Origin of the sequence: Microcoleus sp. PH2017_08_TRC_O_A (assembly GCF_020738665.1) — a bacterium.
Lineage (GTDB): Bacteria > Cyanobacteriota > Cyanobacteriia > Cyanobacteriales > Microcoleaceae > Microcoleus.
In genome coordinates this window covers 1-25,860 of the sequence record NZ_JAEQCE010000122.1, presented here as the reverse complement: position 1 = coordinate 25,860, position 25,860 = coordinate 1, and the positions used below count along the sequence as shown (strand labels likewise).

Annotated in this window: 19 protein-coding genes and 3 pseudogenes; 13 read left to right on the top strand and 9 right to left on the bottom strand. The window is 44.6% G+C overall.

Going from position 1 to position 25,860, the window contains the following annotated elements; genetic code table 11:
• Positions 1 to 308: 308 nt before the first annotated feature.
• Both JGK22_RS30055 and JGK22_RS30050 read right to left on the bottom strand, forming a co-directional pair.
• On the bottom strand, positions 309 to 548 hold the full coding sequence (locus JGK22_RS30055) for a NifU family protein (RefSeq protein WP_193975189.1): 240 nt from the start codon (positions 546 to 548) through the stop codon (positions 309 to 311).
• Positions 549 to 785: 237 nt separating this feature from the next.
• On the bottom strand, positions 786 to 1,436 hold the full coding sequence (locus JGK22_RS30050; RefSeq protein ID WP_293177030.1) for a DUF3386 domain-containing protein: 651 nt from the start codon (positions 1,434 to 1,436) through the stop codon (positions 786 to 788).
• A gap of 317 nt (positions 1,437 to 1,753) precedes the next feature.
• Between JGK22_RS30050 and JGK22_RS30045 the strand changes: the two genes are divergently transcribed.
• Positions 1,754 to 3,409 (top strand): PAS domain S-box protein, encoded by a 1,656-nt coding sequence (locus JGK22_RS30045; protein WP_293314357.1) that lies wholly within the window; start codon positions 1,754 to 1,756, stop codon positions 3,407 to 3,409.
• A gap of 547 nt (positions 3,410 to 3,956) precedes the next feature.
• Here the strand turns inward: JGK22_RS30045 and JGK22_RS30040 are convergent.
• The 3 genes from JGK22_RS30040 to JGK22_RS30030 all read right to left on the bottom strand — a co-directional run bounded on the left by JGK22_RS30040 (position 3,957) and on the right by JGK22_RS30030 (position 8,977).
• Positions 3,957 to 4,769 carry a GAF domain-containing protein gene (locus JGK22_RS30040; protein ID WP_293177034.1) on the bottom strand — a complete coding sequence of 271 codons (813 nt, stop codon included), beginning with the start codon at positions 4,767 to 4,769 and terminating at the stop codon, positions 3,957 to 3,959.
• A gap of 1,208 nt (positions 4,770 to 5,977) precedes the next feature.
• A complete protein-coding gene (locus tag JGK22_RS30035) occupies positions 5,978 to 7,894 on the bottom strand; it encodes a GAF domain-containing sensor histidine kinase (RefSeq protein ID WP_293314355.1) in 1,917 nt (638 codons plus the stop codon).
• 855 nt (positions 7,895 to 8,749) lie between these two features.
• Positions 8,750 to 8,977, bottom strand: a complete 228-nt coding sequence (locus JGK22_RS30030; RefSeq protein WP_293146178.1) for a type II toxin-antitoxin system CcdA family antitoxin — start codon at positions 8,975 to 8,977, stop codon at positions 8,750 to 8,752.
• A 745-nt stretch (positions 8,978 to 9,722) separates the two neighbouring features.
• Here JGK22_RS30030 and lepA point away from each other — a divergent pair.
• The 3 genes from lepA to JGK22_RS30015 all read left to right on the top strand — a co-directional run bounded on the left by lepA (position 9,723) and on the right by JGK22_RS30015 (position 12,801).
• A complete protein-coding gene (lepA, locus tag JGK22_RS30025; protein WP_293177038.1) occupies positions 9,723 to 11,537 on the top strand; it encodes a translation elongation factor 4 in 1,815 nt (604 codons plus the stop codon).
• A gap of 275 nt (positions 11,538 to 11,812) precedes the next feature.
• Entirely contained in the window at positions 11,813 to 12,385 is a 573-nt protein-coding gene (locus JGK22_RS30020) for a type II toxin-antitoxin system HicB family antitoxin (RefSeq protein ID WP_293177040.1), read from the top strand.
• Positions 12,382 to 12,801: a type II toxin-antitoxin system VapC family toxin gene (locus JGK22_RS30015; protein WP_293191452.1), complete on the top strand. Its 420-nt coding sequence runs from the start codon at positions 12,382 to 12,384 to the stop codon at positions 12,799 to 12,801. Before JGK22_RS30020 ends, JGK22_RS30015 begins: the two co-directional genes overlap by 4 nt.
• A gap of 80 nt (positions 12,802 to 12,881) precedes the next feature.
• Here JGK22_RS30015 and JGK22_RS30010 read toward each other — a convergent pair whose 3' ends face one another.
• Positions 12,882 to 13,157: a hypothetical protein gene (locus tag JGK22_RS30010; protein WP_293177044.1), complete on the bottom strand. Its 276-nt coding sequence runs from the start codon at positions 13,155 to 13,157 to the stop codon at positions 12,882 to 12,884.
• A gap of 159 nt (positions 13,158 to 13,316) precedes the next feature.
• Between JGK22_RS30010 and JGK22_RS30005 the strand changes: the two genes are divergently transcribed.
• Both JGK22_RS30005 and JGK22_RS30000 read left to right on the top strand, forming a co-directional pair.
• Positions 13,317 to 14,414, top strand: coding sequence for an ATP-binding protein (locus JGK22_RS30005; RefSeq protein ID WP_293314353.1), 1,098 nt, complete (start codon positions 13,317 to 13,319; stop codon positions 14,412 to 14,414).
• Between the two features lie 521 nt (positions 14,415 to 14,935).
• Positions 14,936 to 17,614, top strand: a complete 2,679-nt coding sequence (locus tag JGK22_RS30000; RefSeq protein WP_293314351.1) for an ATP-binding protein — start codon at positions 14,936 to 14,938, stop codon at positions 17,612 to 17,614.
• Between the two features lie 104 nt (positions 17,615 to 17,718).
• Here JGK22_RS30000 and JGK22_RS29995 read toward each other — a convergent pair whose 3' ends face one another.
• The gene (locus JGK22_RS29995) at positions 17,719 to 18,078 is read right to left on the bottom strand and encodes a DUF5615 family PIN-like protein (protein ID WP_293177050.1); all 360 of its coding nucleotides are present in this window, start codon (positions 18,076 to 18,078) and stop codon (positions 17,719 to 17,721) included.
• Positions 18,056 to 18,406, bottom strand: a complete 351-nt coding sequence (locus JGK22_RS29990) for a DUF433 domain-containing protein (RefSeq protein WP_293177052.1) — start codon at positions 18,404 to 18,406, stop codon at positions 18,056 to 18,058. Before JGK22_RS29990 ends, JGK22_RS29995 begins: the two co-directional genes overlap by 23 nt.
• A gap of 123 nt (positions 18,407 to 18,529) precedes the next feature.
• Between JGK22_RS29990 and JGK22_RS29985 the strand changes: the two genes are divergently transcribed.
• The 7 genes and pseudogenes from JGK22_RS29985 (at position 18,530) to JGK22_RS29955 (ending at position 24,326) form a co-directional block, all read left to right on the top strand.
• The gene (locus JGK22_RS29985) at positions 18,530 to 18,697 is read left to right on the top strand and encodes a hypothetical protein (RefSeq protein ID WP_293191575.1); all 168 of its coding nucleotides are present in this window, start codon (positions 18,530 to 18,532) and stop codon (positions 18,695 to 18,697) included.
• Positions 18,690 to 19,079, top strand: coding sequence for a glycosyltransferase (locus tag JGK22_RS29980; protein ID WP_293191579.1), 390 nt, complete (start codon positions 18,690 to 18,692; stop codon positions 19,077 to 19,079). Before JGK22_RS29985 ends, JGK22_RS29980 begins: the two co-directional genes overlap by 8 nt.
• Positions 19,080 to 19,213: 134 nt before the next feature.
• Positions 19,214 to 20,161, top strand: coding sequence for an NAD-dependent epimerase/dehydratase family protein (locus JGK22_RS29975; protein ID WP_293177054.1), 948 nt, complete (start codon positions 19,214 to 19,216; stop codon positions 20,159 to 20,161).
• A 640-nt stretch (positions 20,162 to 20,801) separates the two neighbouring features.
• Positions 20,802 to 21,236: pseudogene (locus tag JGK22_RS29970) on the top strand (GDP-mannose 4,6-dehydratase); the annotation flags it as partial.
• A gap of 195 nt (positions 21,237 to 21,431) precedes the next feature.
• A pseudogene (locus JGK22_RS29965) lies at positions 21,432 to 22,082 on the top strand (LAGLIDADG family homing endonuclease); the annotation flags it as partial.
• A gap of 135 nt (positions 22,083 to 22,217) precedes the next feature.
• A pseudogene (locus JGK22_RS29960) lies at positions 22,218 to 22,736 on the top strand (NAD-dependent epimerase/dehydratase family protein); the annotation flags it as partial.
• Between the two features lie 201 nt (positions 22,737 to 22,937).
• The gene (locus JGK22_RS29955) at positions 22,938 to 24,326 is read left to right on the top strand and encodes a UDP-glucose/GDP-mannose dehydrogenase family protein (protein WP_293177056.1); all 1,389 of its coding nucleotides are present in this window, start codon (positions 22,938 to 22,940) and stop codon (positions 24,324 to 24,326) included.
• Positions 24,327 to 24,766: 440 nt separating this feature from the next.
• Here JGK22_RS29955 and JGK22_RS29950 read toward each other — a convergent pair whose 3' ends face one another.
• Positions 24,767 to 25,381 (bottom strand): hypothetical protein, encoded by a 615-nt coding sequence (locus JGK22_RS29950; RefSeq protein ID WP_293220619.1) that lies wholly within the window; start codon positions 25,379 to 25,381, stop codon positions 24,767 to 24,769.
• Between the last annotated feature and the right edge of the window lie 479 nt (positions 25,382 to 25,860).

Below are 25,860 nucleotides of genomic sequence, written 5' to 3'. Positions count from 1 at the left end.
TGGATTCAGTTGACAGTTGACAGCAGCCTCTATCTAGAAGGAAGATGATTGGAGTAATGAATCGTCTTGTTTTAATTTCTCCTTAAAATGGACAGGCTTTCAACCAATTCTTTCTGGTAATAGCGGTAAAAGCTTTAATAGCCAGTCAACTAGAATTATCTTCATTTCCGTACAGTCATGAATTAACACTCAGGCTGGTAAATTCTGGATTAAAATCACCTGTCGCTATATAAGGAATTGAAAAAAGGTAACAGTCAACCGTTAACAGTCAACTGTCAACTGTCAACTGTCAACTGTCAACTGACTAATTACATTACCTGTTCGACTTCAGAAATTTCAGGGATTGCTTCGCGCAGGCGGCGTTCAATGCCCATTCTCAGAGTCATTGTGGAACTCGGACAAGAGCCGCAAGCTCCTTGCAGTCTCAGGTGTACTACTGGGCCGTCGATTTCTACCAGTTCGACGTTGCCACCATCTGATATCAGGTAGGGGCGCATTTCATCGAGAACTGTTTCGACGTTATCTCTGGTTAGTGCTAGTGTTGTCATATTTTGCCTCAAAAATTATTCGTACAATTGACTTAGTTCGATCGTACCGTTACTTGCCGTTAAATGAAGTTGAGTCCGAGACACTAATCGCAAAACCCGCTTGCTCCAACAAAACGGATTTTGCAATTAATCCTTCCCAGAATGACTGCAACTGTAGGAGAGATTCCCCCACCTGGGTTGTCATCCATCGTTGCCAAGTCTTTAATCTTCAACGCGCAACTCGAAAAGGGTATAACCCTAGACTACTGCTGGTTCTAGCAGTTTGACGTTGGAGTAGTTAAACTCGGTTGTTGTCAGTTGACCTTTTTCTTTCGATCGCACTACTTGCTTGGTCATGACATAATAGTCGCCTATCTTGTCAAAGGTATCTTCAAATTCCAGTTCTCTGGTGATTTCGTTGGTTTCGGGGTTGCGAAAAACGGCATCGTAATGACTAGCCAAAGAACCTTCGGGTGTCTCTAAGCTTTTGTGCGTGTCAATGACGAAAGCCATGCGACCCATCACCCGGCTGACTTGACAAATTGACAGACCTCGGATTTTATAATTCGAGCCCATTGAGTCGCCTTGCACTAAAATATCCACAGCGTCGGTACTGTCCTTCTCGCCGAGGGTGAAGCTGTTTTTGCCGTGGGATTTTTCAAATGTCGATCGCTTCCGGTGAGTCACAATATCGCGCATTTGAGTGTAAACGCTCTGCTTTACTTCCTCATCGGCAATGCCGCTGACTTCCACTGTCATGTCTGGTTTAATGGAAACATGACCCGTATATACTTCGTCGCCTTGTTTGAGTTCAATATCGGCGCTGTAACCGGGAAAGTTGGCATCCCAGGTGTAACGGTGTTCGTAAGCAGCGCGAAACAAATCGCGAGCGTTGGCTGGCTCTGTCATAAATCTCTCTTTCTATTTACACCCATCTAGTTTAGCGTAACCGCTCCTGTGCCCTGCATTGACGGCAGGGGCGGGTTGCCGACTCTCGCAGGTTCCCGAATGGGGTGCTGACGCTAGGCTATTAACTTTACCGCCACAAAAAATTACTTTCAGTCTCAGTTGCTATGATGTCAAAATAAAGTCACGCAATGACTGGTGATTAAGATCGCGATCGATCGCCATACATCACTCTTAGTTATGGGTTATCTTAAAAAAAACTTCTGTCCGCTTTTTAGAGTTTTCACCTGTGGCAACTATTAGATTCCCTAATTAATAAAATGCTAGAAACAATTTACAAATACCTAGAAACGTTGCAGGAACAAGTTAAGCATTTACCACCTCCCCAACAGGCAATTTTAATAAAAACTGTGGAAACTCTGTCAACTTCTTTGCAAGAAATGGCAACCAGCCGCCAGTTTGAAAGTGCGACAAATAACGCGGCAAAGTTAGTTGAGGCGGAAAATTTAAATCGTCTTTTGGAACGCACTGTCGCCCAGCAAGCGGCGCAACTCAGAAAGCTACAGGAGCAGTTGAACGAAGAAATCAACCAGCACCGCCGGGATAATAAAGCATTAACTAAAAGCGAAGCCAAACTTCAGGCTGCGCTCCGTAATTCTCCAGATATAATTACTATTGTTGGCTCCGACGGGCGAGTCCGATATCACAGCGCAGCGCTAGAGAGAGTTTTGGGTTACAAGCCAGAAGAGAGAATTGGCAAGTTTCATGGCGAGTTGATCCATCCAGACGATTTGCTGAGTTGGAAGGCATATTTTGGCAAGTTGCTAGAATTTCCTGGAGTTGGGAAGCCGATCGAATATCGGAAACGCCACGCGGACGGTTCTTGGATCTACTTGGAGTCGATCGGCAATAGTTTGCTTCACGATTCTAGCGTACAGGGAATTCTGATTGCTTCCCGGGAAATTGAGGGACGCAAGCAAGCAGAAAGCGCACTCCTGGAGTCGCAACGGCACTACAAAATTATGTCACAAATTACTTCGGATTTTGCCTATTCTTTCAAGGCACTTCCCAACGGTAACTTTGTTTGTGAGTGGGTAACGGAAGCTTTGGCGCGCGTGAGCGGTCATCTTCCTGAAGAATTAACTGCCTCGGGCTGGTGGAGTTCAGATATCGTTCACCCTGATGATAGGGAAATGTTAATTAAACAATTAGAAGGCTGTACTTCTAGAGGTATGGGAGTCAATGAGTATCGAATTGTTAACAAAAATGGTGGTGTGCGCTGGGTGCGGGACTGCTGGCAAGCCGTGTGGGACAAAACTGAAGGGCGGGTTGTTCGTTTGTGGGGCGCTTGTCAGGAAATTACCGATCGCAAGCAAGTAGAATTGAAACTGCAACTCGTTAACAGAGTTTGGCAAGCCCAGATTGCATCGGCGCCGCTGGCGATTAACTGTACCGACAATGACGGCCGCACCCTTGTCTGGAACCGCGCCGCCGAAGAACTTTTTGGCTGGACTGCTGCTGAGGTTTTGGGTCAACCATTGCCGAATATTCCTGAAGGACAAAAGCAAGATTTTTACGCGCTGCTGAAATCTGCGGGTAATGGCAAACCGGAAAACGGTTTGGAAGTGTCTTTGCCCAAAAAAGACGGTAGTTCGATCGACCTTTGGCTGTTTGCCGCACCCGTACAAGATGCAGGCGGCGAGACAGTCGGCAGTATCAACATATTTTCTGACCTTTCAGAACGCAAGCGCATAGAAGATGAGCGCCAAAAACTAGCATCCCTGAAAAATATGGAAGAACCTTTTTGGGCCCGCTATGTCAGCCGCCCGCCAACCAAGAAAAATCTCAGAAAGATGAGGTATGTTGTTGGGCTTCAGCCCTCTTGGTTTAAGCGGTTATATAAGCTGTCAGTCATACCTCATCTTTTTGATAAAGGCTATATAGCGGTTCTCAGAAAGATTCGCGGATGTTGTTGAGAAGAGATCCCTATACGTTTAAGCGGTTATATAAGTTGTTAGTCATACCTCACCTTTTTGAGAAAGGCTATAAGTTAAAAACACTAAAAGTCCGAAGCAGCAATCTTCTGCTGGCGATATCATCTCCGGTAAAATAGCCGTTGCAGATTTGTAGTAAGGAAGTCGGTATTCTGAGTTTTATTAGTACGGACTTCCTCACTACAAAGCTATTCGATCGATCCCACATAATATCATAATAAATACACCCTGATTCTACCTTTATTATTTGCTATGCTGTGTTAGACACAACCCTAATGACCTAAAAATAATTTAGTAACCAGCTATCGAAGTTCTTGAAAAAATCTATAGCAATCAGAGCGGATTGGCACAAGATAAAAACTTTTTTGTCTGGCTAGACTCCTTGTTGAACAAGGATTTAAATTTTTCTAGAACTAGCAAATAAATTAGTATTGCTATATTGCTATATAGATGCAAGTGTCACATTTTCCAGGCAGAAGACTTGTGTGCCCGATCAATATTCGAGTTTTTGAATGCGGGAATTGCATCTTTACTTGTTTAGAGATTTTTGCTGACTCCTCAAAGCATCTAACTCTACGTGAGCCTGACAAGCTTTACTTGACTGAATGGAATCTAAGACATTACCAATTACCTTGGAAAGATGGAGAGCCGAACGGTGAGCTTCTTGGATAAAAGCTCTTTCCTCTATTGGATCGTCGGCCATATCATCTACAGTTAGTTGTAGATAGCCGATGATGTGATTTAGTGGAGTTCGCAGCTCGTGGGATGCGGTTGACAAAAACTCTTTTTTAAACTGGGATAGTTCTTTTGTTCGCTGGCTGCGCTCTTGGTAGAGGGTGGCTAGGGCGATCGCACTTCCGACTTGATCCGCAACTTCTTCTGCGAATTCGATCTGGTCTTGAGTCCAAGGTCGATCGGCATTACCATCATTCCCTGACAATCCGCCCTCGCACCGGTGCAAGCTAATTATGCCATTAGGTTTATCTTGATAAGCGGTAGCGACCACTAGCAGCGAATGCCGTTCAAAAGGATCGTCGGCTCCTAACGATTCTACTACCACCGGTTTTAGGGTCTCTAGAGCTTGAGTAATATGAGGTGCTGACGTGAGCGAGATTTTCACTCCCAGCATAGGTAGAAATGGTTCTTGGCAGTATTCAGCAGCCACTGTGACTTGCTGGCTAGAACTTTGATAGGGACAAATGATGCAACGGCTGACACCTAATGTTTGTCCGAGAGAGTTAACTGTTTGTTGCCAAATGGTATCGAGATCCAAAGTTCGACGAATCTTTCTGCCAATTTGGAGCAAAAGTTTTTGCGATTGAGCTGATACTTGCTGATTCATAGCAACCCTCTTTCTACTAGACTGGCAAAAGTCTACCACTCCACCAACACAGCAGAAATTTACTTAATTTGCCAGACGCAAACTGTTCAAATAGAGGTTTGCGTAATTACACTTAAATGTTCCCACACTTAGTCAAAAAATACTATCTATTGCAAGGATCTTTACAATATCTTTACAATTCTCACATAAAACTAAGAACGTCAAGTTTTCTTAATATAACTTTACAATAGGGCTGTGGAAGTTAAATCAGTCCTATGGGTGGGCATTCAGTTTTGGTAAGGTTAGGGATTTTTGGGGGGGTTTATTCGCAGGTGTGAGCCGCGAAGAGACAGAGCGAGATGATCTGTTGTCCTACCCCCCCCAATGCCATTGATGCGAATTCTGCGTGGGTTCGGCAGCGGTGGGGCGATCGGTCTGAGTGGAAAACACCGAAGGAGGGAGATTGGTGGCGGACAAGGTAAAATTTGATACTGCGACGGGCAATATAACTGTGTTATTATGAAAACCACCAATTATCAATGATTTTTATGCGCGAATTTGTAATCAGGGATACACCGATCCCGACATAATCAACTGAGTGATATACAAATTTGTAAGTGGTAAGTGGTAATTGGTAAGTGGTAAGACAACTGGCGAGACACCCAAGTTGAGAACAGCTATAGCTATTTTTTATTTCTTGCTTCTTGCTTATTCCCTCCTTTGGCTGCGGACAAGTTTTGCTTCTTGGTGATTTGCTCGGGCTTCTGATCTCGGACTTCTGGCCTCAACATCTATCCGTTAAATCGGTCAAATCCCTGAAACTGATTCGTTTCCCCACGTCCTTGAACGTCGCGACGATCCAATACGCTTGGGATAAGCTTTCAATAGTTGACAGTTGACCGAAGGAGAGCGACCTCTACCTAGAAGGAAGAGGATTGGAGTAATGAATAGTCTGATTTTAATTTCTCCCTCAAAGACTTGGGGCTTTCAACCAATTCTTTCTGGTAAAAACAATGTCTTGCATTTAGTTTGTATCTTTGGGGCGGGCAGGATGCCTACCCCACAAGAGTTTTAATCAAATGAGTTGATCTTTGGGGCGGGCAGGATGCCTACCCCACAAAAGTTTTCATAGATCGGATATCGCTTTTATGGATAGCGTTCCTCTCTTCGGATAACCCAGAACTGAAGCAATTACCGATGACCAATTACCAATTACCAATTACCAATAATTAATTTTTCAAGAGCGGTTCTTGATAAAGCACCACAGTAAAAGTAACTGTCGATCCGAGTCCTTCCCCCATACTGTAAAAATTTACTGTGCCACCCATGGCTTCTACCAGTTTTTGAGAAATAGCCAATCCCAAACCAGTGCCGCCGTATTGTCTGGTACGAGCGCCGTCCACCTGAAAAAATGACTCAAATAATTTATATTGCTTGTCTAGAGAAACCCCAATGCCAGTATCCGCAACTCGGATTTTCACAATTCCGGGTAACTCCTGGTTGTTAACAGTTACTTTTTTCTTAATAACTTCGGCACTGATGCGAATTCCGCCTTCCTTGGTAAATTTAATTGCATTGCCGGTGAGGTTCAAAATTACCTGAAGCAGGCGTTGGTAGTTGGCATACAAAATAATCTCGTCCTCGATGGCTGGTGTTTGGATTTGAAATTGCAATCGCTTTTCTTGCACTTGAACCCGTGTAAAGTTCTCCACTTGCTGCAAAAGTTCGCCGAGTTTGACTGGAGCGAGGTCTAACTCCATTTTGCCAGCTTCGATTTTAGCGATATCCAAAATATCGTTAATCACATTGAACAAGTGTAATGCCGATTGATAAGCTTCTTCGATAAATTGGTGCGCTTCTTCGGGGTCATCTGCCATGCCATCCAGAACCAGTTTCAGGAAACCGAGGATGCCGTTGAGGGGGGTGCGGAGTTCGTGGGAAGTATTGGCAAGAAATTGACTTTTAAGTTGGGAAAGGGCGACGGCTTCGGCACGGGCTTGTTCTAATTCTTGGTAAAGTGTAGCGTGGGCGATCGCGCTGCCGACTTGAGCGACTAACTCGCGGGCAAATTCGAGTTCGACAGGACTCCATTTCGGGGAATTGCCGCAGCGGTGCAAACATATCAGGGCATTGGGTTGGTCTTCATAGAAGGTAGCTGCTACGAGTACGGAATGGCGATCGAAGCGATCGACAATGGGGGAGGCGTAATCGACTGCTACGGGTTTTAACGTGGCTAAAGTTTGAATCCAGCCCGGCTGTTCGGCTGCGCGCAGTTGTAATCCCAGCATCGAAGAGTAAGGTTCTTGGCGGTACTCAGCTACTACTTTAAAAGTTTTCGATTGGAGATTTTCGATTTGATCGGCAGACAGCGGGGGCGATCCATCGCTGGCAATTGAGTGTTGCAATTCTGCTGCTAGATCTGGATAGTTTTGCTGATTTTCTGAGATCGGGAAGGGGGAAATTTCGAGGTTTTTGCTGTCTTTTTTGGAGGAACAGATGATACAGCGGCTCGCGTTCAAAACTTCACCCAAACTGTTAACTGTTTGCTGCCAAATTGTCTGTAAATCGAGGGTTCTGTGCAGGTTTTGAGCGATTTGGGAGATAATTTTGCGATCGATTTCCGAGTAGGTAGTGAGCGGTCTACCGATGAGGCTGGCTGGATACAGCATTTGTTGGCTGGCGTCGGAGGAAGATGGCAAAGCTGGATATGCCATGAATTCTGGGGAATCTGCCGACAATTGTACGGGTTTGTCCGACAGCAGCCTGCCCATAACTAAGACTTTTGTAGCTTTACCATTGGAGTCGATCGCCGGAGTGACTGTCAAATCGAAGAGAAAATATTGTTCGGCGTGGCAAAATGGATAGCTAAACCTTTGGGGGACAAGGGTTTCGAGCGCCCGCCGCAGGCGTTCGAGATAAGGTGCAGGGGCGATGGGTTGCAGGGTTTCGCTGAGGGGGCGATCCTCTTCGAGGGCTTCGCTAACGACAATTTCTTCTGCTGTGAGGTTGTACTCCTCGGCTTTTTGCCAGTAAAAAGACAGATATCGACCCCTTGCGTCTTGGGTAAATACTAATTCTGCCCCTAACTCTTGAAAAAATGCTGTAGAGGCGAGGTTCGATCGCCGGAAATCTGTGTTAGAGTCCATCAGATTAGGGGATAAAAGTAATTCTGATTTTGAGTATTGAGTTTTTGATTTAAAATTTAAAACTCAAAATTGTTTTGGGTTTTGATAATTAAGATGTGAGTTATGGTAGAAGCAATAAGGAAGAGTGGAGAGTTGACAGTTGATAGTTGACAGAAGAGCCCGAAAAGCCGGTCGTTGGGTTGACAGAAGAGCCCGATCGCGCAAGACAAGGGTTAACAGAAGGAAGAAGGAATAAGCCCTTGCGGCTTCCTTCGGCTAAGCCGTATAAGTCGCTCAAGCTAAAAAGATGGAAGATGCAAGATTGAAGATGGAAGATGCAATCGAGCGCATTAGTTTTAGCAATTAATAAATTCCCCGCGATCGGGCACGGTGGCTATATTAATTGACTGCAAAGTAGTTGGCTTTTTAATGAATGATTCACAGGTCGAGACTCGAAACTCAGAACTCTTTTAGACTTCTACCACAGCATTTTTAGTTATCAATAATTTCCCCAAAAATTAATTTATAACTCAACTCAAAACTCAAAACTATTTGTTGTCAGCAGTTTTCGGTAATTTAAAAATACAACTTAAGATGTAGGAATTAGTAGTCTGCACATATTAACTATCGAGTTTAAAAATTCCGCCAAAAGTTGAGGCTGCCAAAAACTCAAGTCGGGGACTGGCGATCGCATTTTTGCCGTCACAATAGAAAAGCTCCTTCTACTTAACCAATATTGCTCCGAACCACCTGTATTTCGCCCGGAAATCTGCCGGAGTTATCTCGCCGGAGCTCGGACGATCTAAATTTCACACCCAGAAATTTTATGCCCAGCAGATTTGTGCGCGCCGTAGGAGGGCGAGACAGGAGACAACCTCAGTCGTTCCATTCGCCGCGGGGCGGGACAGGAGGGGTGCGACGCAAACTCATAGCCTGATCGTCTTCGCGACGCTCGCCTCTGAGCCACTGCTTGATTGCTGTTTCAATGACTTTGCTGGGGTCATTTGTCAAGTGCTTAATTTGGTCTAGCAGTTCAGAATCTATATGGATAGATAGTTCCACTTTTTCTGACGAACTGTGGGAGTGTATACTTGACTCGCTCATACTTAAAAAATCCTAGTTTTAATTCTTAAGTTTCAATTCCTTCTAGGAATTTACGCCTTTTTGTTTTGAAGGAAGTGTTTTGAAGGAAGTGATGCCTTATCCCTAGTAGAGATGCACAGCGGCTCAAAACCTGTATTTTTTACACCCTTGCCGCCCCGCTTCCGTCATTTGACCAAATTATCTGCTTCTTGTCAAGCGCTAGCAACTTCTCACCAATATTTTTCAGTTTGCTATCCGCCTCTGTAGAGTAACCTGACGCCAAAAATGGGTACAAGCGCCCGACAATCGTGGTGCTCGGCCCAAAATTTTAGACCCCTGCTCGATCTCCCAGATTTATCGGTTGCGGAGTAAGTTGAAAATCGTTCTCCTTTTTTGAACTCGATGCTCGCGCTCGCTCAAGTCTCACGCCGCAGTCTCCAATCTCAAATCTAAATCTGTTGTGCACCCCGAAGTCTAAAATCTCTAATCTCAAATGGACTGGGCTGTTCGTTTGATGCGGGATGCTGCCGATCGCCTTTTTCTCAACTGTTCCAGACTTTTCTGTAAAACAACAGAGACAAAACTTTTTCTGAGGAGGGCGTCTAGGCTGGAGAGGCGATAGAACATAGCATAAATACAATGGCTTTGTCAACCCACAACCGAGAAAAATTTAAATTCTATTTAAGTCTCTAAATGACGATAAATGACTGTAGATTGAATGAAGTTTTATAATACAACAAAAGTCAATCTTTTGCCGATAGGTTTTATGACAAACGTTCCTGTATCTCGCATTCGTAATTTTTCGATTATTGCTCACATCGACCACGGAAAATCGACTTTGGCCGATCGACTGTTGCAGGCGACTGGGACTGTGAAGGCACGGGAAATGAAGGAGCAGTTTTTAGACAATATGGATCTCGAACGCGAACGTGGCATTACGATCAAGCTGCAAGCGGCTCGGATGAATTACACTGCCAAGGACGGTCAGGAGTACGTGCTAAATCTGATCGACACTCCCGGACACGTTGACTTTTCCTATGAGGTTTCGCGATCGCTCGCTGCTTGCGAAGGGGCGCTGCTGGTGGTAGACGCTTCTCAAGGCGTGGAAGCACAAACCTTGGCAAATGTCTACCTTGCCTTGGGAAATAATTTAGAAATTATTCCGGTTCTAAATAAAATTGACCTGCCGGGGGCGGAACCGGAACGGGTTAAAGGGGAAATTGAAGAAATTATCGGTCTGGACTGTAGCGGGGCGATTGAGGCTTCTGCTAAGGAAGGAATTGGTATTGATGATATTTTGGAGGCGATCGTGGAATTGGTGCCGCCGCCGCAGGATACTGTTGAGAAACCGCTGCGGGCGCTAATTTTTGATAGTTATTACGATGCTTATCGCGGGGTAATTGTGTATTTCCGGGTGATGGACGGAAGTGTCAAAAAGGGCGATCGGGTTTTGTTGATGGTTTCGGGGAAGGAATATGTCATCGATGAATTGGGCATTTTGTCACCGACGCAAGTACAAGTAGACGAACTGCACGCGGGAGAAGTGGGTTATCTGGGCGCGGCAATTAAGGCGGTAGCTGATGCTCGCGTCGGGGATACGATTACTTTGGTCAAAAAGCCTGCACCGGAGCCTTGGCCTGGTTATACGGAGGCTAAGCCGATGGTTTTTTGTGGCTTATTCCCGATCGATGCAGACCAATTTCCTGACTTGCGGGAAGCTTTGGAAAAACTGGAACTCAACGATGCGGCGCTTTCCTACGAACCGGAAACTTCTAGTGCGATGGGATTTGGTTTTCGCTGCGGTTTCTTGGGTTTGCTGCACATGGAAATTGTGCAGGAAAGATTGGAGAGAGAGTACAATTTGGATTTGATTGTTACGGCTCCTTCTGTGGTTTATCAAGTCACAACAATTAAGGGAGAAGTGTTAACAATTGACAATCCGAGTCACTTGCCAGATCCTCAATATCGGGAGAAGATTGAGGAACCTTATGTGCGGGTAGAAATGCTGTCGCCGGAAACTTATGTGGGGGCGCTGATGGAGTTGTCTCAAAGTCGGCGGGGCATTTTTATGGATATGAAGTATCTGAGTCAGGGGCGGACTACGTTGGTTTATGAGTTGCCTTTGGCGGAGGTGGTGACGGACTTTTTCGATCAGATGAAATCGCGATCGCGCGGTTATGCAAGTATGGAGTATCACATCATCGGTTATCGCGAAAATCCGTTGGTGAAATTGGACATTTTAATTAATGGCGATCCGGTTGATGCTTTGGCGATGATCGTGCACCGGGATAAGGCTTACAATGTTGGCCGCGGCTTGACGGAAAAACTGAAGGAGTTGATTCCCCGCCACCAGTTTAAGGTGCCGATTCAAGCGACTATTGGCGCTAAGGTGATTGCTTCGGAACATATTCCGGCTTTGCGGAAGGATGTGTTGGCGAAGTGCTACGGCGGCGATATTTCGCGGAAGAAGAAGTTGCTGCAAAAGCAGGCGAAGGGTAAGAAGCGGATGAAGTCTGTGGGTACTGTGGATGTGCCGCAGGAGGCTTTTATGGCTGTGCTTAAGCTCGATCGCGATTCGTAATTTGTCTGTAGGGCTTTGTTAGGAACAGGCAAGATGCCTGTTCCACAAACAGTCATTTTTCTTGTGGGGTTCTAGGAACAGGCAAGATGCCTGTTCCACAAAGAGTCAATTTTATCGTAGTTTTTTGCAATCACCTCGAACAGGCAAGATGCCTGTTCCACAAAGAGTAAATTTTCTTGTGGGATGGGCATCTTGCCCGTGCCAAAAAGGTTTATTGAAAATGATATAAGATGTTGATATAATTAACAATATAATTCTCACTTGAATTTACTATTATGACTACCAAAATATTACTGAAGTCGTCGGACAAATTAACTAACTTTTCATTGACAGCCGTCATCGAACAGGAAACAGAGGGAAAATATCAAGCGATGGTATTGGGTTTACCTGAATGTCAAGCTGAGGGAAATACTCGCGAAGAGGCGATCGCAAATCTCAGCCAACTTGTGACGAATCATTTAGAAAAAGCTGAATTCATTTCGCTAGAAATCCAAGAGCAAAAACCCGATAGCCCAGCTTTGACAATCCTGATCGAACAGGAAACAGAGGGAAAGTATCAAGCGATGGCTTTGGGTTGGGAAGAATGTAAGGCAGAGGGTAATAGCCGGGAAGAGGTTATTACCAATATTAGCTTAGTTGTGGGCGATCGGCTAGAGAAAGCCGAACTCATTTCTTTGGCAATTCAACCGCCCAAACCGGAACATCCTTGGATGAAGTTTGCTGGAATGTATAAAGACAATCCGCTATTTGATGAGGTGGTTGCTTATATGGAAGCCGATCGCAACACCCTTGATGAGGAAATGGGAACAGATTACCCACAAGTTGATGTGGAGATCGGAGTAAAATGAGTTTGTGGGTATTAGATACGGATTGTTTGACACTTTTTCAAAACGATCATCCGCTGGTAAAGCTGCGAGTTAGTCAGGTTAATCCTGAAGAGATTGCAGTAACAGTGATTACCGTTGAGGAACAAATGCGGGGATGGTTGAATGCGATCAACCAATCTTCTCAATCGGAGCGAGTAATCTGGGGTTATAAGGGATTTCTGGATGGAGTAGAGTATTTCAACAGTGTGAATGTGTTGAAGTTCGATCGCGATGCTTACAATTGCTATACAGATTTGGTGCGTCAAAAGATTCGCATCGGCACAAAAGATTTGCGGATTGCTGCTATTGCGCTTTCTAAAAACGCTATTCTGGTGACGCGGAACCGGCGAGATTTTGAGCGAGTACCGGGTTTGAGGTTTGAAGATTGGACAATTTGAGGAATTGGGTGAGGGATTAAATGCGATCGCACTTTTGAACATTAAGGGCGATCGTACTTTTGCAAATAAACCATCAGAGATTACTCATCATCATCTGCTTTACTACCTAAAAGTCCGAAAATTGCACCGACACCCATATTCCAAGTATCCTTGCAAGTCTCAAAAATGCGAATTTGTTGCGGAGATAGCCGATCTTCCATACTAAGCGATAAGGACACGCTTCCAGAAAGTAAGGTAATACAGACAACAGTTGCGAAGACGTACTCGAAAGGAGAGGGAGGTTGAGGAGAGGTATTTTTACGAATCATTTTAGGAGATTTAGGTTTAGCAGGTGTCATATTTGGTTGAGCTTTCATAATTGCTACCTTTTGATTGGTGATGTTTTAATCATAAAGGGTAAAACCTTGAAAGCCAAGGTGTGTATGGGTTTCAAATACTATGAGTTTGATATGCGTTTAAGATGCGTTTGGTTCGCGATCGCCCGCTATAATACTTAAAAGGTTTGTAATTTGGCTATGACAGAGCGATCGCTCACAGCATCCCAGGCAGGAATCGAAAAAGCAACAATTGCTCTCACAGGCAAAGGCTGGAGTCGCCAAGACTTAGCCGATCGTGTTACGATCGGGGAAGGCAAAAAGTCAAAGACAGGCATCGATATTCAAGCAATTCATAAGTTTTTTACCCAGAAGGCTGTCAGTCGCCAGTATTTTGTGGGAATTTGCAAGGCTTTAGGATTGGATTGGCAAGATATTACAAATCCCAATACAACTACGCGGGGTTCAGAAACCGGGTTTTTTCACAGAAAAGACGCGTTACAGCCCACAGATTCGGTGAAAAACCCGGTTTCTTCGATCGCAGTCGATAATTCCAACCACAATAATCCGTTTATTCCCCAACATGGCAAGATAGACGATCCGCGACATTTCTTTGGTAGAAAGCGAGAAATACGGCGGGTGTTTGAGACGCTGAATAGTGGTAGTAGTGTTGCAATTATTGGCGAAAGGGCGATCGGCAAAAGTTCCCTCCTACAAGCCCTTTACCGAGAAACCCCAACTGAACTCCGTCATCCGCGCCAACCCATTTACCTTAACTTAAATAATGTTTATGATGAACATGACTTTTACGATGCTTTGTGTGGCGAAGCGGGTATCGAGACAGTCAAAGGATATCAACTAAAACGGGCTCTAGAATCGCACCGATTCCTGTTGCTTTTAGATGAAGTCGAGAAAATGACCTGGGATGGATTTACGAACCAAGTACGCGGCCAATTGCGGGGTTTGGCCGAGGGAACCGATGCACCTTTGCGTCTAGTTGTCGCCGCCTGCACCTCTCTCGATACCCTGTTTCCTGATAGTCAAGACAAAAATATGACATCTCCTTTCAAAGGGATTTGCATTGAGGAAACTCTGAAGCAATGGGATGATCAAATTAGCCGCAAATTTATTGCTAGTCGCCTCCAAGCTGACTGGTTAATACCTGTTGACAAACCCGTGAATTTTACTGAGGCAGAAATTGCGAGTTTAATTGCTGAAAGTGGCGGCTATCCTCAGAAATTGATGCAATTGTGCTATAAAACTTATGCTGGTTATCTCAACGATTCTAGATCATCCTAAAATACTATATAAATTGATAGATATGCGATCGCACAATCCAATATCTCGTAGGGGCAGGTTCACCAACAATAATCGCCTAAAACAGACAATCTCAAAAACCTGCCCTCCCCAGCCAAGATAGCCAAGATTCACTAGACTATATAAATTGATAGATATGCGATCGCACAATCCAATATCTCGTAGGGGCAGGTTCACCAACAATAATCGCCTAAAACAGATAATCTCATAAACCTGCCCTCCCCAGCCGAGATTTATATTCACATTTATCTCGTAGGGGCAGGTTCACCAACAATAATTGGCTAAAACAGACAATCTCATAAACCTGCCCTCCCCAGCCAAGATTCACATTTTACCAATAAATTCGCGGTACATTTATTTGGTTGGTGGGGTGGGGGCGGGTTTAGGAAATTGTTGATTTTTGTCATGAATGGTTGGCGAACCCGCCCCTACAAGAATCGTGGTTGATTTACTGGATACGATACTTAATCACCCATATTTAAATTCATTCATCCCACCTATTTATGAATCAAAACCATCCCCCCATTCCTCGCTTAGATTTAGCACCCAAACTGAAACGTCCTCTTTCTTTGTGGAATCCTTTAGACTACCTGCGATTATTATATTGGGTGTTTTTCTTTCCTCAAGCTGTGAGGCGTTATGAGTATACTTTTGGAAGTGAATCTCGTTTAGAAGATACCAAAACCTGGCGAGAAAAGTGGGAGTGGTTGCGTCAAAATTCCGTCCAACGTCAGTTGATTCTACAAGCCTTGGTGTTAATGTTTGCTATCCCCGTAGGCTTGAGTAGACTTTCCGAGGAAATAGGCATTTCTATTGATTGGCGCGGCGTGGCGTTGGGCGTGGCGTTGGGCGTGGCGTTCGGCATGGGATCTGGCGTGGAGTTTGGTGTGGAGTCTGGCGTGGTATTAGGCGTGGAGTCTGGCGTGGTATTGGGCGTGGCGTTTGGCATGGCATCTGGCGTGGTATTGGGCGTGGCGTTGGGCATCGTGTTGGGCATGGCGTCCGGCATACCGTCCAGCGTAGTGTCCGGTGTGGCGTTCGGCGTGCCGTCTCGCGTGGTGTCCGGCGCGGCGTCAGACGTGGTATTGGGCGTGATGTTAAGCGCGGCTTCAAACGTGGAGTCCGTCGTGGCGTTAGGCGTGGAGTCCGTCGTGGCGTTGGGCGTAGCGTCCGGCGTGGCGTCCGGCGTGGCGAGGATACGTCCTGAAAATTGGCTTTTCGCTGTACCGTTTACCTTACTCCAACGTCAACACCAAAATAGACAATTTCCTCACATTACCCCACTTCCCATTCCCTACCTGTCTTCTCAAATAGCTCATTGGCTGAGGCGGGATTGGGAAACAGGATTGCACAACATTAACCAACTATTACTATTTACTCTTCAGTTTATCCCTGTTGTTCAAGCTGTAAATCGCGTGCTAGCAGAGACACCAAAAGACCAACTTATCTATCGCGTCGCTCAATTATCAGAAGATCTTTATGATTGGAACTTGGTGCGTTTTGCCTCAGTTTCTCTCGGTGAAGCAATGAAGTCAAGAGCAGTACAAAGTTTTTCATTCATACCTTGGAAACAACAAATACAAGATCGTTTTCAAATAGAAATTAGTTTAAATACTCCTGCCCGTGCCTCTGCCGCTGGTTTCTGGTATCTCCATGAACAAGAACCAGACAAAGCCACAGAGGCTTTTGCCATAGTCCGAGATTTGCTTTATGGAGAGGAGATGTTCGCCTTAGCGAAAATTCTCACAGGCTTTCACCAAACAGCAGAACTAGCCGAAATTGCTTCCCTGAAACTGCCACCTTCCCCAAATCCACCTCGGCTACGCGAGACTACTTGGCAAGCAATTGCCTCTCTACGGCGGGTAATTGCCGATGTTCAACTCGTGCAGAATAGCGTATCTCGTTCTGCCCGTTCCCTTGCCCTCAACCGAGCATTAGGTGAACTTGAAACTATCCTCGATACTCCAGATATTCTACCACAAGCCGAACGAGATTTAATTATTAAAACCGCTAAAAAATGGCAAGAATCTTTACTGCAAGTTACAGGAAAAATCGGAGATATTTCAATTACTAAAGCTGTCACTAATCCCTATGTAATTGGCGATCCAGTCCAAGGCAATCTGTTTGTCGGCCGCGAAGATATCATCAGACAGCTAAAGGATGTACAGGGAAATAACCTGCAATCTGTGGCTCTCTACGGTCATCGGCGGATGGGGAAAACTTCGATTTTGTTAAATGCTACCAACTGCTTAGGAGCAAAGGTACAGGTGGCTTATGTCAATTTGCTGCGGGTGGGAGATTGCTCTGAGGGAGTCGGCGAACTACTAATATTCATCACCGATGCGATCGCCAAAACGGTCAAGATTGCACCTCCAGCCGATCGCGATTTACTCAATTTACCCTATCTCACTTTTGGACGCTACATCGAACAAGTAGTAGCAAATATAGACGGTGGATTGATCGTTGCTTTAGACGAGTTTGAAAAAATTGAAGAATTGATTAAGGCTGGGAAAATCAATCGAGACTTTATCGGCTTTTTGCGAGGAATACTGCAAATGAGTTCTAAAGTTGCCTTAGCTTTTGCCGGCTTACACACCTTGCATGAAATGACCTCAGATTATTTCAATCCTCTTTTTGCTAGCATTATCCCCATCCGAGTTGGTTTCCTGAGTCTAGGTGCAACTCGCCAAGTTTTAGCCAATCCCGATGATGACTTTATCCTAGACTATAAACCCGAAGCACTCGATCGCATTTACGAACTAACTTACGGCCAACCCTACCTCACGCAATTGGTAGGATTCCTGTTAGTCCGCCACTACAACGATCGAGTATTTGAAATGGGACGCCCCCGCGATCCAATGTTTACCGTAGAAGATGTAGAAACAGTCATCAATGACCCGGAATTTTTCACCAGAGGTCGCTACTATTTTACAGCAGTTTGGGGTCAAGCAGCGGAAGGTGCATCGGGACAACAGCAGATTTTAAGAGTATTAGCACCTCATGTAAAAGGCATGAATCTCGACAGGCTGAGTGCAGAAACAGGGATGGATCAAACAAGTTTAGAGGAATCATTAAAAACTCTGGAACGCCACGATGTTGTTAAAGAAATTAATGGTTGCTACTGTATAGCTGTAGAACTATTTCGCCGCTGGGTTCAGATGTCATTGGGAGGAAGCCACTAAAATCGGGAATGGCGATTCCCTACAGGATAGCTACGCACGCGCGTATCTTGCTGTTTTTCACACAAGGGCGATCGGACTTTGTGAAAACCCAAGCCTCAACGAATTCAAGGAATTGGCAAGTGAATAATTTGGTCTTGATATTCCCCATCAAAAGAACCTCCCGCAATCACAATCAACTCGTCCAGTGTCTCCCCAATACCCATATCGGGGTTGAAGATAAAAATACCGGGTATGTGGCGATTTTGGGCAATGTGATCCGCTAAGTGTACCGGCATTGACTTGCGGTTATTAGTCAGCAGCACAAAGTTATGTACTTCACACCAAATTAGGATTTCTGGATCTAACGTACCTTTGGGAGGAGTATCCGGTTCTCCCACAGCCCGAATTATCAAATCTGATTCCCGCCGGCGCAGTTGGTTAATATAAACTGGATTAACATTTTCATCCATGAGATATTTGAGCATTTTTCGCCTTTTTGCCTTCTCTTTCTGCCTTTAACTGCATCAGTTTCCGCACCGCAGGCGACGGGTTTCGCTGCTGTTCCTCTCGCATTCTGCGTCCCCATTCCAACCAGTCAGCGATGTAATTGCTCACAGATTCTTTGTTGTGAAGATAATACAGAATGGTCGCATAAACTTGTTCTAGACTCAGCGAAGTGTAAATATTGGCAATTTCCTCTGGGGTGCGAGCACGATAAATGTACTCGTACAGGATAGTTTCAATTCCAATCCGCGAATCTTTCAGGCGAATGTCATCAGGTGCTAGAAAGTTGAAGTATTCTTCTAGTTGCACAGTTTAATCCTTCCTTTTTAGCCGATCGTACTGCTAACTATAATTTTACTATAATTCCACTTTTAATTCTAGCGAGGTATGGCTGCGATCGCCCTTTCTGTCTTAGCCTAAACCAAATCAGATATGCGATCGCTCTTTTGGCACAATACTGACCCAACTGGTACAGGCCGCAAAAACTCAGCAACTCTATTTCTAGCATTTCCTAGAGGCAATCCCTCGCGATCGCCCCCGATGTTTCATCTCCAGCCCATGACTATAGTCGGAAAACCCTTTATTCTTGTCGGTGGCTGAATTTATTCCCCGCAAGCGCCCTGGCAATATTCTCAAGGCATTTGCCCAACTAGCTCGACCTCAAGTACACTTAGCTTTGGTCGGAGATGGCATAATTTTGGAGGAAATGCGAGAACTAGCATCAGAATTAGGAATTCAAAAGCAAGTACATTTTTTGGGCTTGCGACGAGATATCCCCATTTTGATTCGTGCCTCAGTAGCTACTCTGATTGCTTCCTCTCAAGAAGGGCTTCCTAATTGCGTCATGGAATCTTTCTGCATCGAAGTCCCCGTCATCGGTATAGAAATTCGAGGCACTCGTGATTTATTAGAAAATGGCAATGGTTTGCTGGTAAAGTTGGGAGATATCAACGGAATAGCACAGCAATGGCATAGATTTTAGACCATCCAGAGGAAGCTCAACATATGAGCAAGCGCGGACGAGAAAATATGGTTAATTATGACCTGCCACATATCCTCAAAGCAATACGAGGCTTTATATGCTGAAGTCAACAATCAACAATCAACAATCAACCCATGAGTAATATTGTTACAGGCGCGGCAGGTTTTATCGGCTCTAACTTAGTCGAAACTCTTTTAAACCAAGGTGAACAAGTAATCGGAGTTGATGAAGTCAACGATTACTACAATCCCGAATTAAAGAGAAAAAATCTCGCTCATTTTGAAAAACATCCAAATTTTAAACTAATTGAGGGTAATATCCTATCTTTGGATTGGAAACCGCTATTAGCAAATGCAGAAGTCATTTACCACCAAGCAGCCCAAGCAGGAGTCCGTGCTAGTTGGGGATACGGTTTCCGCAGCTATACGGAACGCAATATCAATGCAACTCAGGTACTCCTAGAAGCCGCCAAAGATGCACCGCAACTGAAAAAGTTTGTATTGGCTTCGTCTTCGTCGGTGTACGGCAATGCTGAAACTTTTCCTACTTCCGAAACTGCCTGCCCTCAACCAGTTTCTCCCTACGGGATTACCAAATTAGCTGCTGAACGTTTGGCTTCGCTTTATCATCACAATTTTGGCGTTCCCGCAACCATCCTACGCTATTTCACCGTTTACGGGCCTCGCCAGCGTCCCGATATGGCATTTCACATATTTTTTAAGTCAATTTTGCGCGGCGAAGCGATTTCAATTTACGGAGACGGACAGCAAACCCGAGATTTTACTTTTATCAGCGATTGCGTTGCCGCTAATTTAGCTGCCGCTAAAGTGCCGGAATCTGTCGGGGAAATATTTAATATTGGAGGGGGAAGTCGAGTTGCTTTGGCGGAAGTTATTCAGACGATGGAAAGCATTGTCGATCGCCCGATTCGCATCAATTACCTAGAATCGAGCAAAGGAGATGCACGAGATACTAGCGCTGACGCATCGAAAGCTCAGAAAATCTTGGGATATCAGCCACAGGTGTCTTTGAGAGAAGGATTGAGGCAAGAATGGGAATGGGTACAGTCTTTGTACGGTTAGAGTGTGCTTAACTTACTCATATAGAAATCCTAAATAATTAAGATAAATTTGTAGGGTAGTACCTTTCTTTGCCTACCCTATCTATCGGGCAACCGAACGTGGTTCGAGCCCTACAACAATTGTGCAAATGATTTAGGATTGCTATATCAAATCCAATGAGGGATGAAGCTACTGGATATGATCGCACCGAGAAACCCGGTTTCTCGGTGTGATGTTTTTTTCGTGGAGTTATACCAACTTTCATAATTGTTGCAAAATTATTAGGTTTGTAGTCAGGACTTTAGTCATTATTAAGTTTATAGTAAGGACTTTATCTTTCGTTTGCTAACTAATGTTTGTTAACTAAAAATGGCACCAAAAATTAAGATTTATAATTATATAGTCACTGTGGAGATAATGTCAACAGTATTTTTTCGGAATTATAGAAGTGTAAGTAAAATTAACTAGGTTAGCTCCAGTCTAGCTCGCAATCTGTTGCATATATTCTGACAATGCTAAGTTAATTAAAGATTTGATCCAGGTTGCGGATAAGTCTTTACATTGTTGATCGATATTTTGTTATTGTATTAACAAGTTTGATTCGATCGACTGAATTGTTGTACCACAGTCTTACCCTCTAAACAGAACGGCAGTTTCCCCCATGAGAATTTTAGTCACAGGCGGTGCGGGTTTTATCGGTTCCCATCTGATCGATCGCTTAATGGCCCAAGGACACGAGGTAGTCTGCCTGGATAACTTTTACACCGGGACTAAGCGCAATATCCTCAAATGGATGGACAACCCCTATTTTGAGCTGATCCGCCACGACATCACGGAACCGATTCGGTTAGAGGTAGATCAGATTTACCATCTGGCCTGTCCAGCTTCCCCAATACACTATCAGTACAATCCTGTCAAGACAATTAAAACAAACGTCATCGGCACGATGAATATGTTGGGATTGGCGAAACGGGTGAAGGCCAGATTTTTTCTGGCTTCCACATCAGAAGTTTACGGCGATCCAGATGTCCATCCCCAAACAGAAGACTATCGCGGTAACGTTAATTGTATAGGTATTCGCAGTTGTTACGACGAGAATACTGAAATTTTGACAGAAAACGGTTGGGTTCCTTTTCCTAACTTACAGCCGGGAGTTCGCGTAGCAACTCTCAATCCAGACAATCAGATTGAATATCACGTTCCTGACGAGCATATCGTGCAGCCTTATGTGGGTAACTTGCTCCGATTTGCCAATTCTAAATTTGATTTTTGTGTGACTCCCAATCACTGGATGTATGTCAAAAACCGCACTGGTAAATTGAACTTTCTCCAAGCCGATACAGATGTATATTGGCACCATCAAAGAGCCATCACGGGAGCAGAATTTTTAGCGGCAGAACAAGAATGGTTTGAATTAGGAGAACCGCCGCGCAATGCTAAAGTAAATGTCGAACGGGTGCGGATGGATGATTGGCTGGAATTTCTGGGTTATTACATTTCCGAAGGTTGCGTTCACGTCCGCAGGCGAGCGCGAGTCGTTAACGGTTGCGATTATGATATTGCTGATTACAACATATTAATCGCTCAAGTAAATCCAGAAGGACGGACAGCAATAGCAGAGTGTCTCCAGCGGACTCCTTTCAAGTTTTTTGACTCCGACGACCATCAATTTCGGATTTGCAGCAAACAATTAGCAGAAATTTTGCTGCCTCTGGGCAAGTCTGGTGACAAATACATACCGCGAGAATACCTAAATCTGTCTCAGCGACAGTCATTAATTTTGTTCAAAGCTTTGATATTGGGAGATGGCTCTCAAAAAGGAAATGCCTACGCTTATTACACTAAATCAAAGCAATTGGCTGATGACGTACAAGAGTTAGCAATGCGCTGCGGCTATGCAGCAACGGTAGTCAATCATGCAATCGGTCGCGATCTTTATCGCGTTAATATTCGCCCTCCAAAAGATGCAAATCTCGTAACTCCCGAACCAGTTCGTTATGCGGGAAATGTTTATTGTGTCAATGTTAAAAATCACGTAATCTGCGTCCGCCGCAACGGCAAGGCAGCGTTTTGTGGCAACTGTTATGATGAAGGGAAGCGAGTAGCTGAAACCCTATCTTTTGACTACCACCGCCAAAATGGGGTAGACATTCGAGTTGTCCGAATTTTCAATACCTACGGCCCCCGGATGTTGGAAAATGACGGCAGAGTAGTCAGCAATTTTATTGTGCAAGCTTTGCGGAATGAGCCGCTGACTGTGTACGGTGACGGTTCCCAAACCCGGAGTTTTTGCTACGTTTCCGATTTGGTGGAAGGATTTATTCGGTTGATGAATAGCGACAAAATCGGGCCGATGAATTTGGGGAATCCCGGCGAATACACTATCTTGGAGTTAGCACAGAAAATTCAAAATATGATTAATCCAGGGGCGGAAATCATCTTCAAACCGCTGCCACAAGACGATCCAAAACAGCGACAACCGGATATTACTCTTGCTAAAAATTGGTTGGGGTGGGAACCAACTGTGCCGCTGGATAAAGGTTTAGAGTTAACTGTGAAAGATTTTCGCGATCGCATCGAGGGAAACCAAAAGTAGAGAGAGGGAGAGATAGAGGGGGAGAGGAGGAGAGGGGGAGTATTTTTACTTCTTAATTCTTCATTCTTCCCTATTCCCTATTCCCTATTCCCTTTTGCTTCCTCAATCTGCCTGCCATCTGACTAATAAGAACTGTCAACTGTCAACTGTCAACTGTCAACTGTCAACTGTCAACTGTTTACTAACTTTGAGGACATTTCTATGCGTGTTTGCGTCATCGGTACAGGATACGTTGGCTTAGTCACCGGCACTTGCTTGGCCCACATCGGACATCATGTCATTTGTGTAGACAACAACGAAGAAAAAGTTAAATTAATGAAATCGGGACAGTCACCTATTTTTGAACCCGGACTGTCTGAATTAATGTCCTCTGCTTCTCAATCGGGAAATTTAGAATTTACTTCAGATTTAGCAGCAGGAGTGGCTCATGGGGAGATTTTATTCATTGCGGTGGGGACGCCTCCTTTGCCCACTGGGGAAAGCGATACTCGCTACGTGGAAGCGGTGGCGCGCGGCATTGGCGCTCACCTCGACGGCGATTACAAAGTGATCGTAAACAAATCAACTGTACCCATCGGTTCGGGAGATTGGGTGCGGAGGATTGTATTAGATGGTTTGGCTGAACGTCAAAAAGCTCAAAGCGGTGAGGGCGCTACGGGTGAGGAAGTAGCAGCAAAAATTGGTGCTGATTTTGATGTGGTTAGCAATCCAGAGTTTTTGCGCGAGGGTTGTGCTGTTTTCGATACGTTTAATCCCGATCGCATTGTTCTGGGCAGCAACTCTCAGCGGGCGATGGATCTGATGCTACAATTATACACACCAATTGTCGATCGCAAGTTTGCAGAAAATCCGTCTTTGCCTGTGGTACCTGTGGTGATGACTGACATCAGTTCCGCAGAAATGATTAAGTACGCAGCTAATGCTTTTTTGGCTACCAAGATTAGCTTTATTAATGAAGTTGCTAATATTTGCGATCGAGTCGGTGCAGATGTTACCCAAGTAGCGAAAGGTATCGGTTTAGATTCGCGAATTGGTAGTAAGTTTTTGCAGGCTGGCATTGGTTGGGGCGGTTCTTGTTTCCCCAAAGATGTCTCGGCTTTAGTTCACACTGCTGACGATTACGGATATGAAGCGCATTTGCTGAAAGCGGCGGTGGAAGTGAACGAACGCCAGCGCTCGATTGCGATTGAAAAGTTGCAGCAAGTTTTGAAGATTCTTAAAGGCAAAACAATCGGACTTTTGGGTTTGACTTTCAAGCCGGATACTGATGATTTGCGGGATGCTCCTTCCCTGAATTTAATCGAGAATTTAAACAGATTGGGAGCGAAAGTTAAAGCTTACGATCCGATTGTTTCTCAAACTGGGATGCGTCACGGTTTGTCGGGAGTTTTGGTGGAAACCGATGCGGAAAGATTGGCTGACGGTTGCGATGCTTTGGTGTTGGTGACTGACTGGGAACAGTTTCGTAATTTAGATTACGATAAAATGGGCAAATTGATGGCTCATGCGGTGATGATTGACGGCCGCAATTTCTTAGATAAGAAGGTTTTAGAAGCGGCTGGTTTCCAATATGTCGGGATTGGAAGATAAGAAAGAGTTTGGAGGATAACCTCTATCCTGTAAGGTGCGCAATGCGCACCTAGAGCGTCCGTACAGTAGAATATTTTGACAAAAAGAACAAAATATGTATTATGTAGGGGCTCTCGCATGAGGGCGACAGTAGATCGCGATCGCCAACCATTTTTTTGTCCTCATGCGAGAGCCCTGCCAAGGTCTACATCAACATACATACGTATCGGCTCAATAAGTAGGGGTAGCAGTTAATCTAGTTGCCAAGACAAGCCCAAGGGATAAAGAGAAGATTTTTCGCGAATAATAGTGGACAGAGAGGGAATAATTCCAAGTTGAGAAATTCGGTCACGCACATAACCCTTAAAAACTGATTCCCAACTGACTCCTTAGTAGCAACAAGAGACATAAAAGTATCCCATGCCCTCGTACCCTCAATCGTCTGAGTTGCATAGCTAATATTACGTCGCTGCACAGCAAGTTCGGGCAGCTAACTCAGCGGGATTATTGTGTAAAGGTAATTCAGGGTGCTCTAAAACCCTCAGCAACTCCGATACTTTTGTCGCAGTTAATTGTTTGCGTTCATCCAACAATTCATAGCCGCTTGGAGTTTCAAAAAGCCGCCGAAATTTCGACCTTAAAAGCAGTGCAGCTTCAGGACTGGGAACATCTTTATAAGCTAATAATTCCCGATAATAATCCCAAAAATTTTCGATAAATTTCCCTAAAATTACTTGATGGCAATGGAATACCGGGCTTAACTTTTTGTAATGCCTTCCCTCATGCACCCAACATAATGCTCTATCAGCAGTGATTAACTTGAATTGGGGAGCATCATCACAACACAGAGTTTGTACGACTGGACAATCAGTTTGCTGATGATAGAAAACAATAGCTGCTGCTTCCTTAATCCTGGTAACTTGTTGAGCACCCAGTTTGGGTACATACTTATTAAGTAGGTGATTAAACTCTGACTCACCCAACACCGTTTCTTGGGGTAATAGCTTGAGAGCATTCTGCCATTTAGCCGGGATTTTGAATTCCTCAATTAGTGAGAATGTCAGTGGATTGAGCATGAATTTTAGTTCTCGTCCTGGCTGTAATCCTCTCAGGACAGTCAGTCTGTCTTTATTCGCTGTTGTGAAGTATACTGTATATAAAGGGTTGCAGATGATATTGGTGGTATGGTTTACTCCAGCTACACGCGCGCCTGTTTGGTCGAAGTGTTGCCAGGGGCTACTCGCTAGTCCTGAATCATAAACTTCTTTTTTCTCGGTTTCAAAACCGGAGTGGTTTTTGATTAGCAGGTTGGATAAATAACCTGCTGAGATGGAAATACCTAGATCGGCTAAAAACTCCAGTAGTTTACCGCATCCTCATATTACCCCCTAGCGTACAAACTGATGATTAAGGCTTTGATTCCTGGTCCAAATTCTCCTTCGTAGCCCATTGGTAATTCTGCTACATAAGTTTTTCGGAGTGAGGGTGAGTAATATTTCTGTTTACGGAACAATATGTTGTCGGTTGCCAAGCTGATATCTTGGATGATTACTTG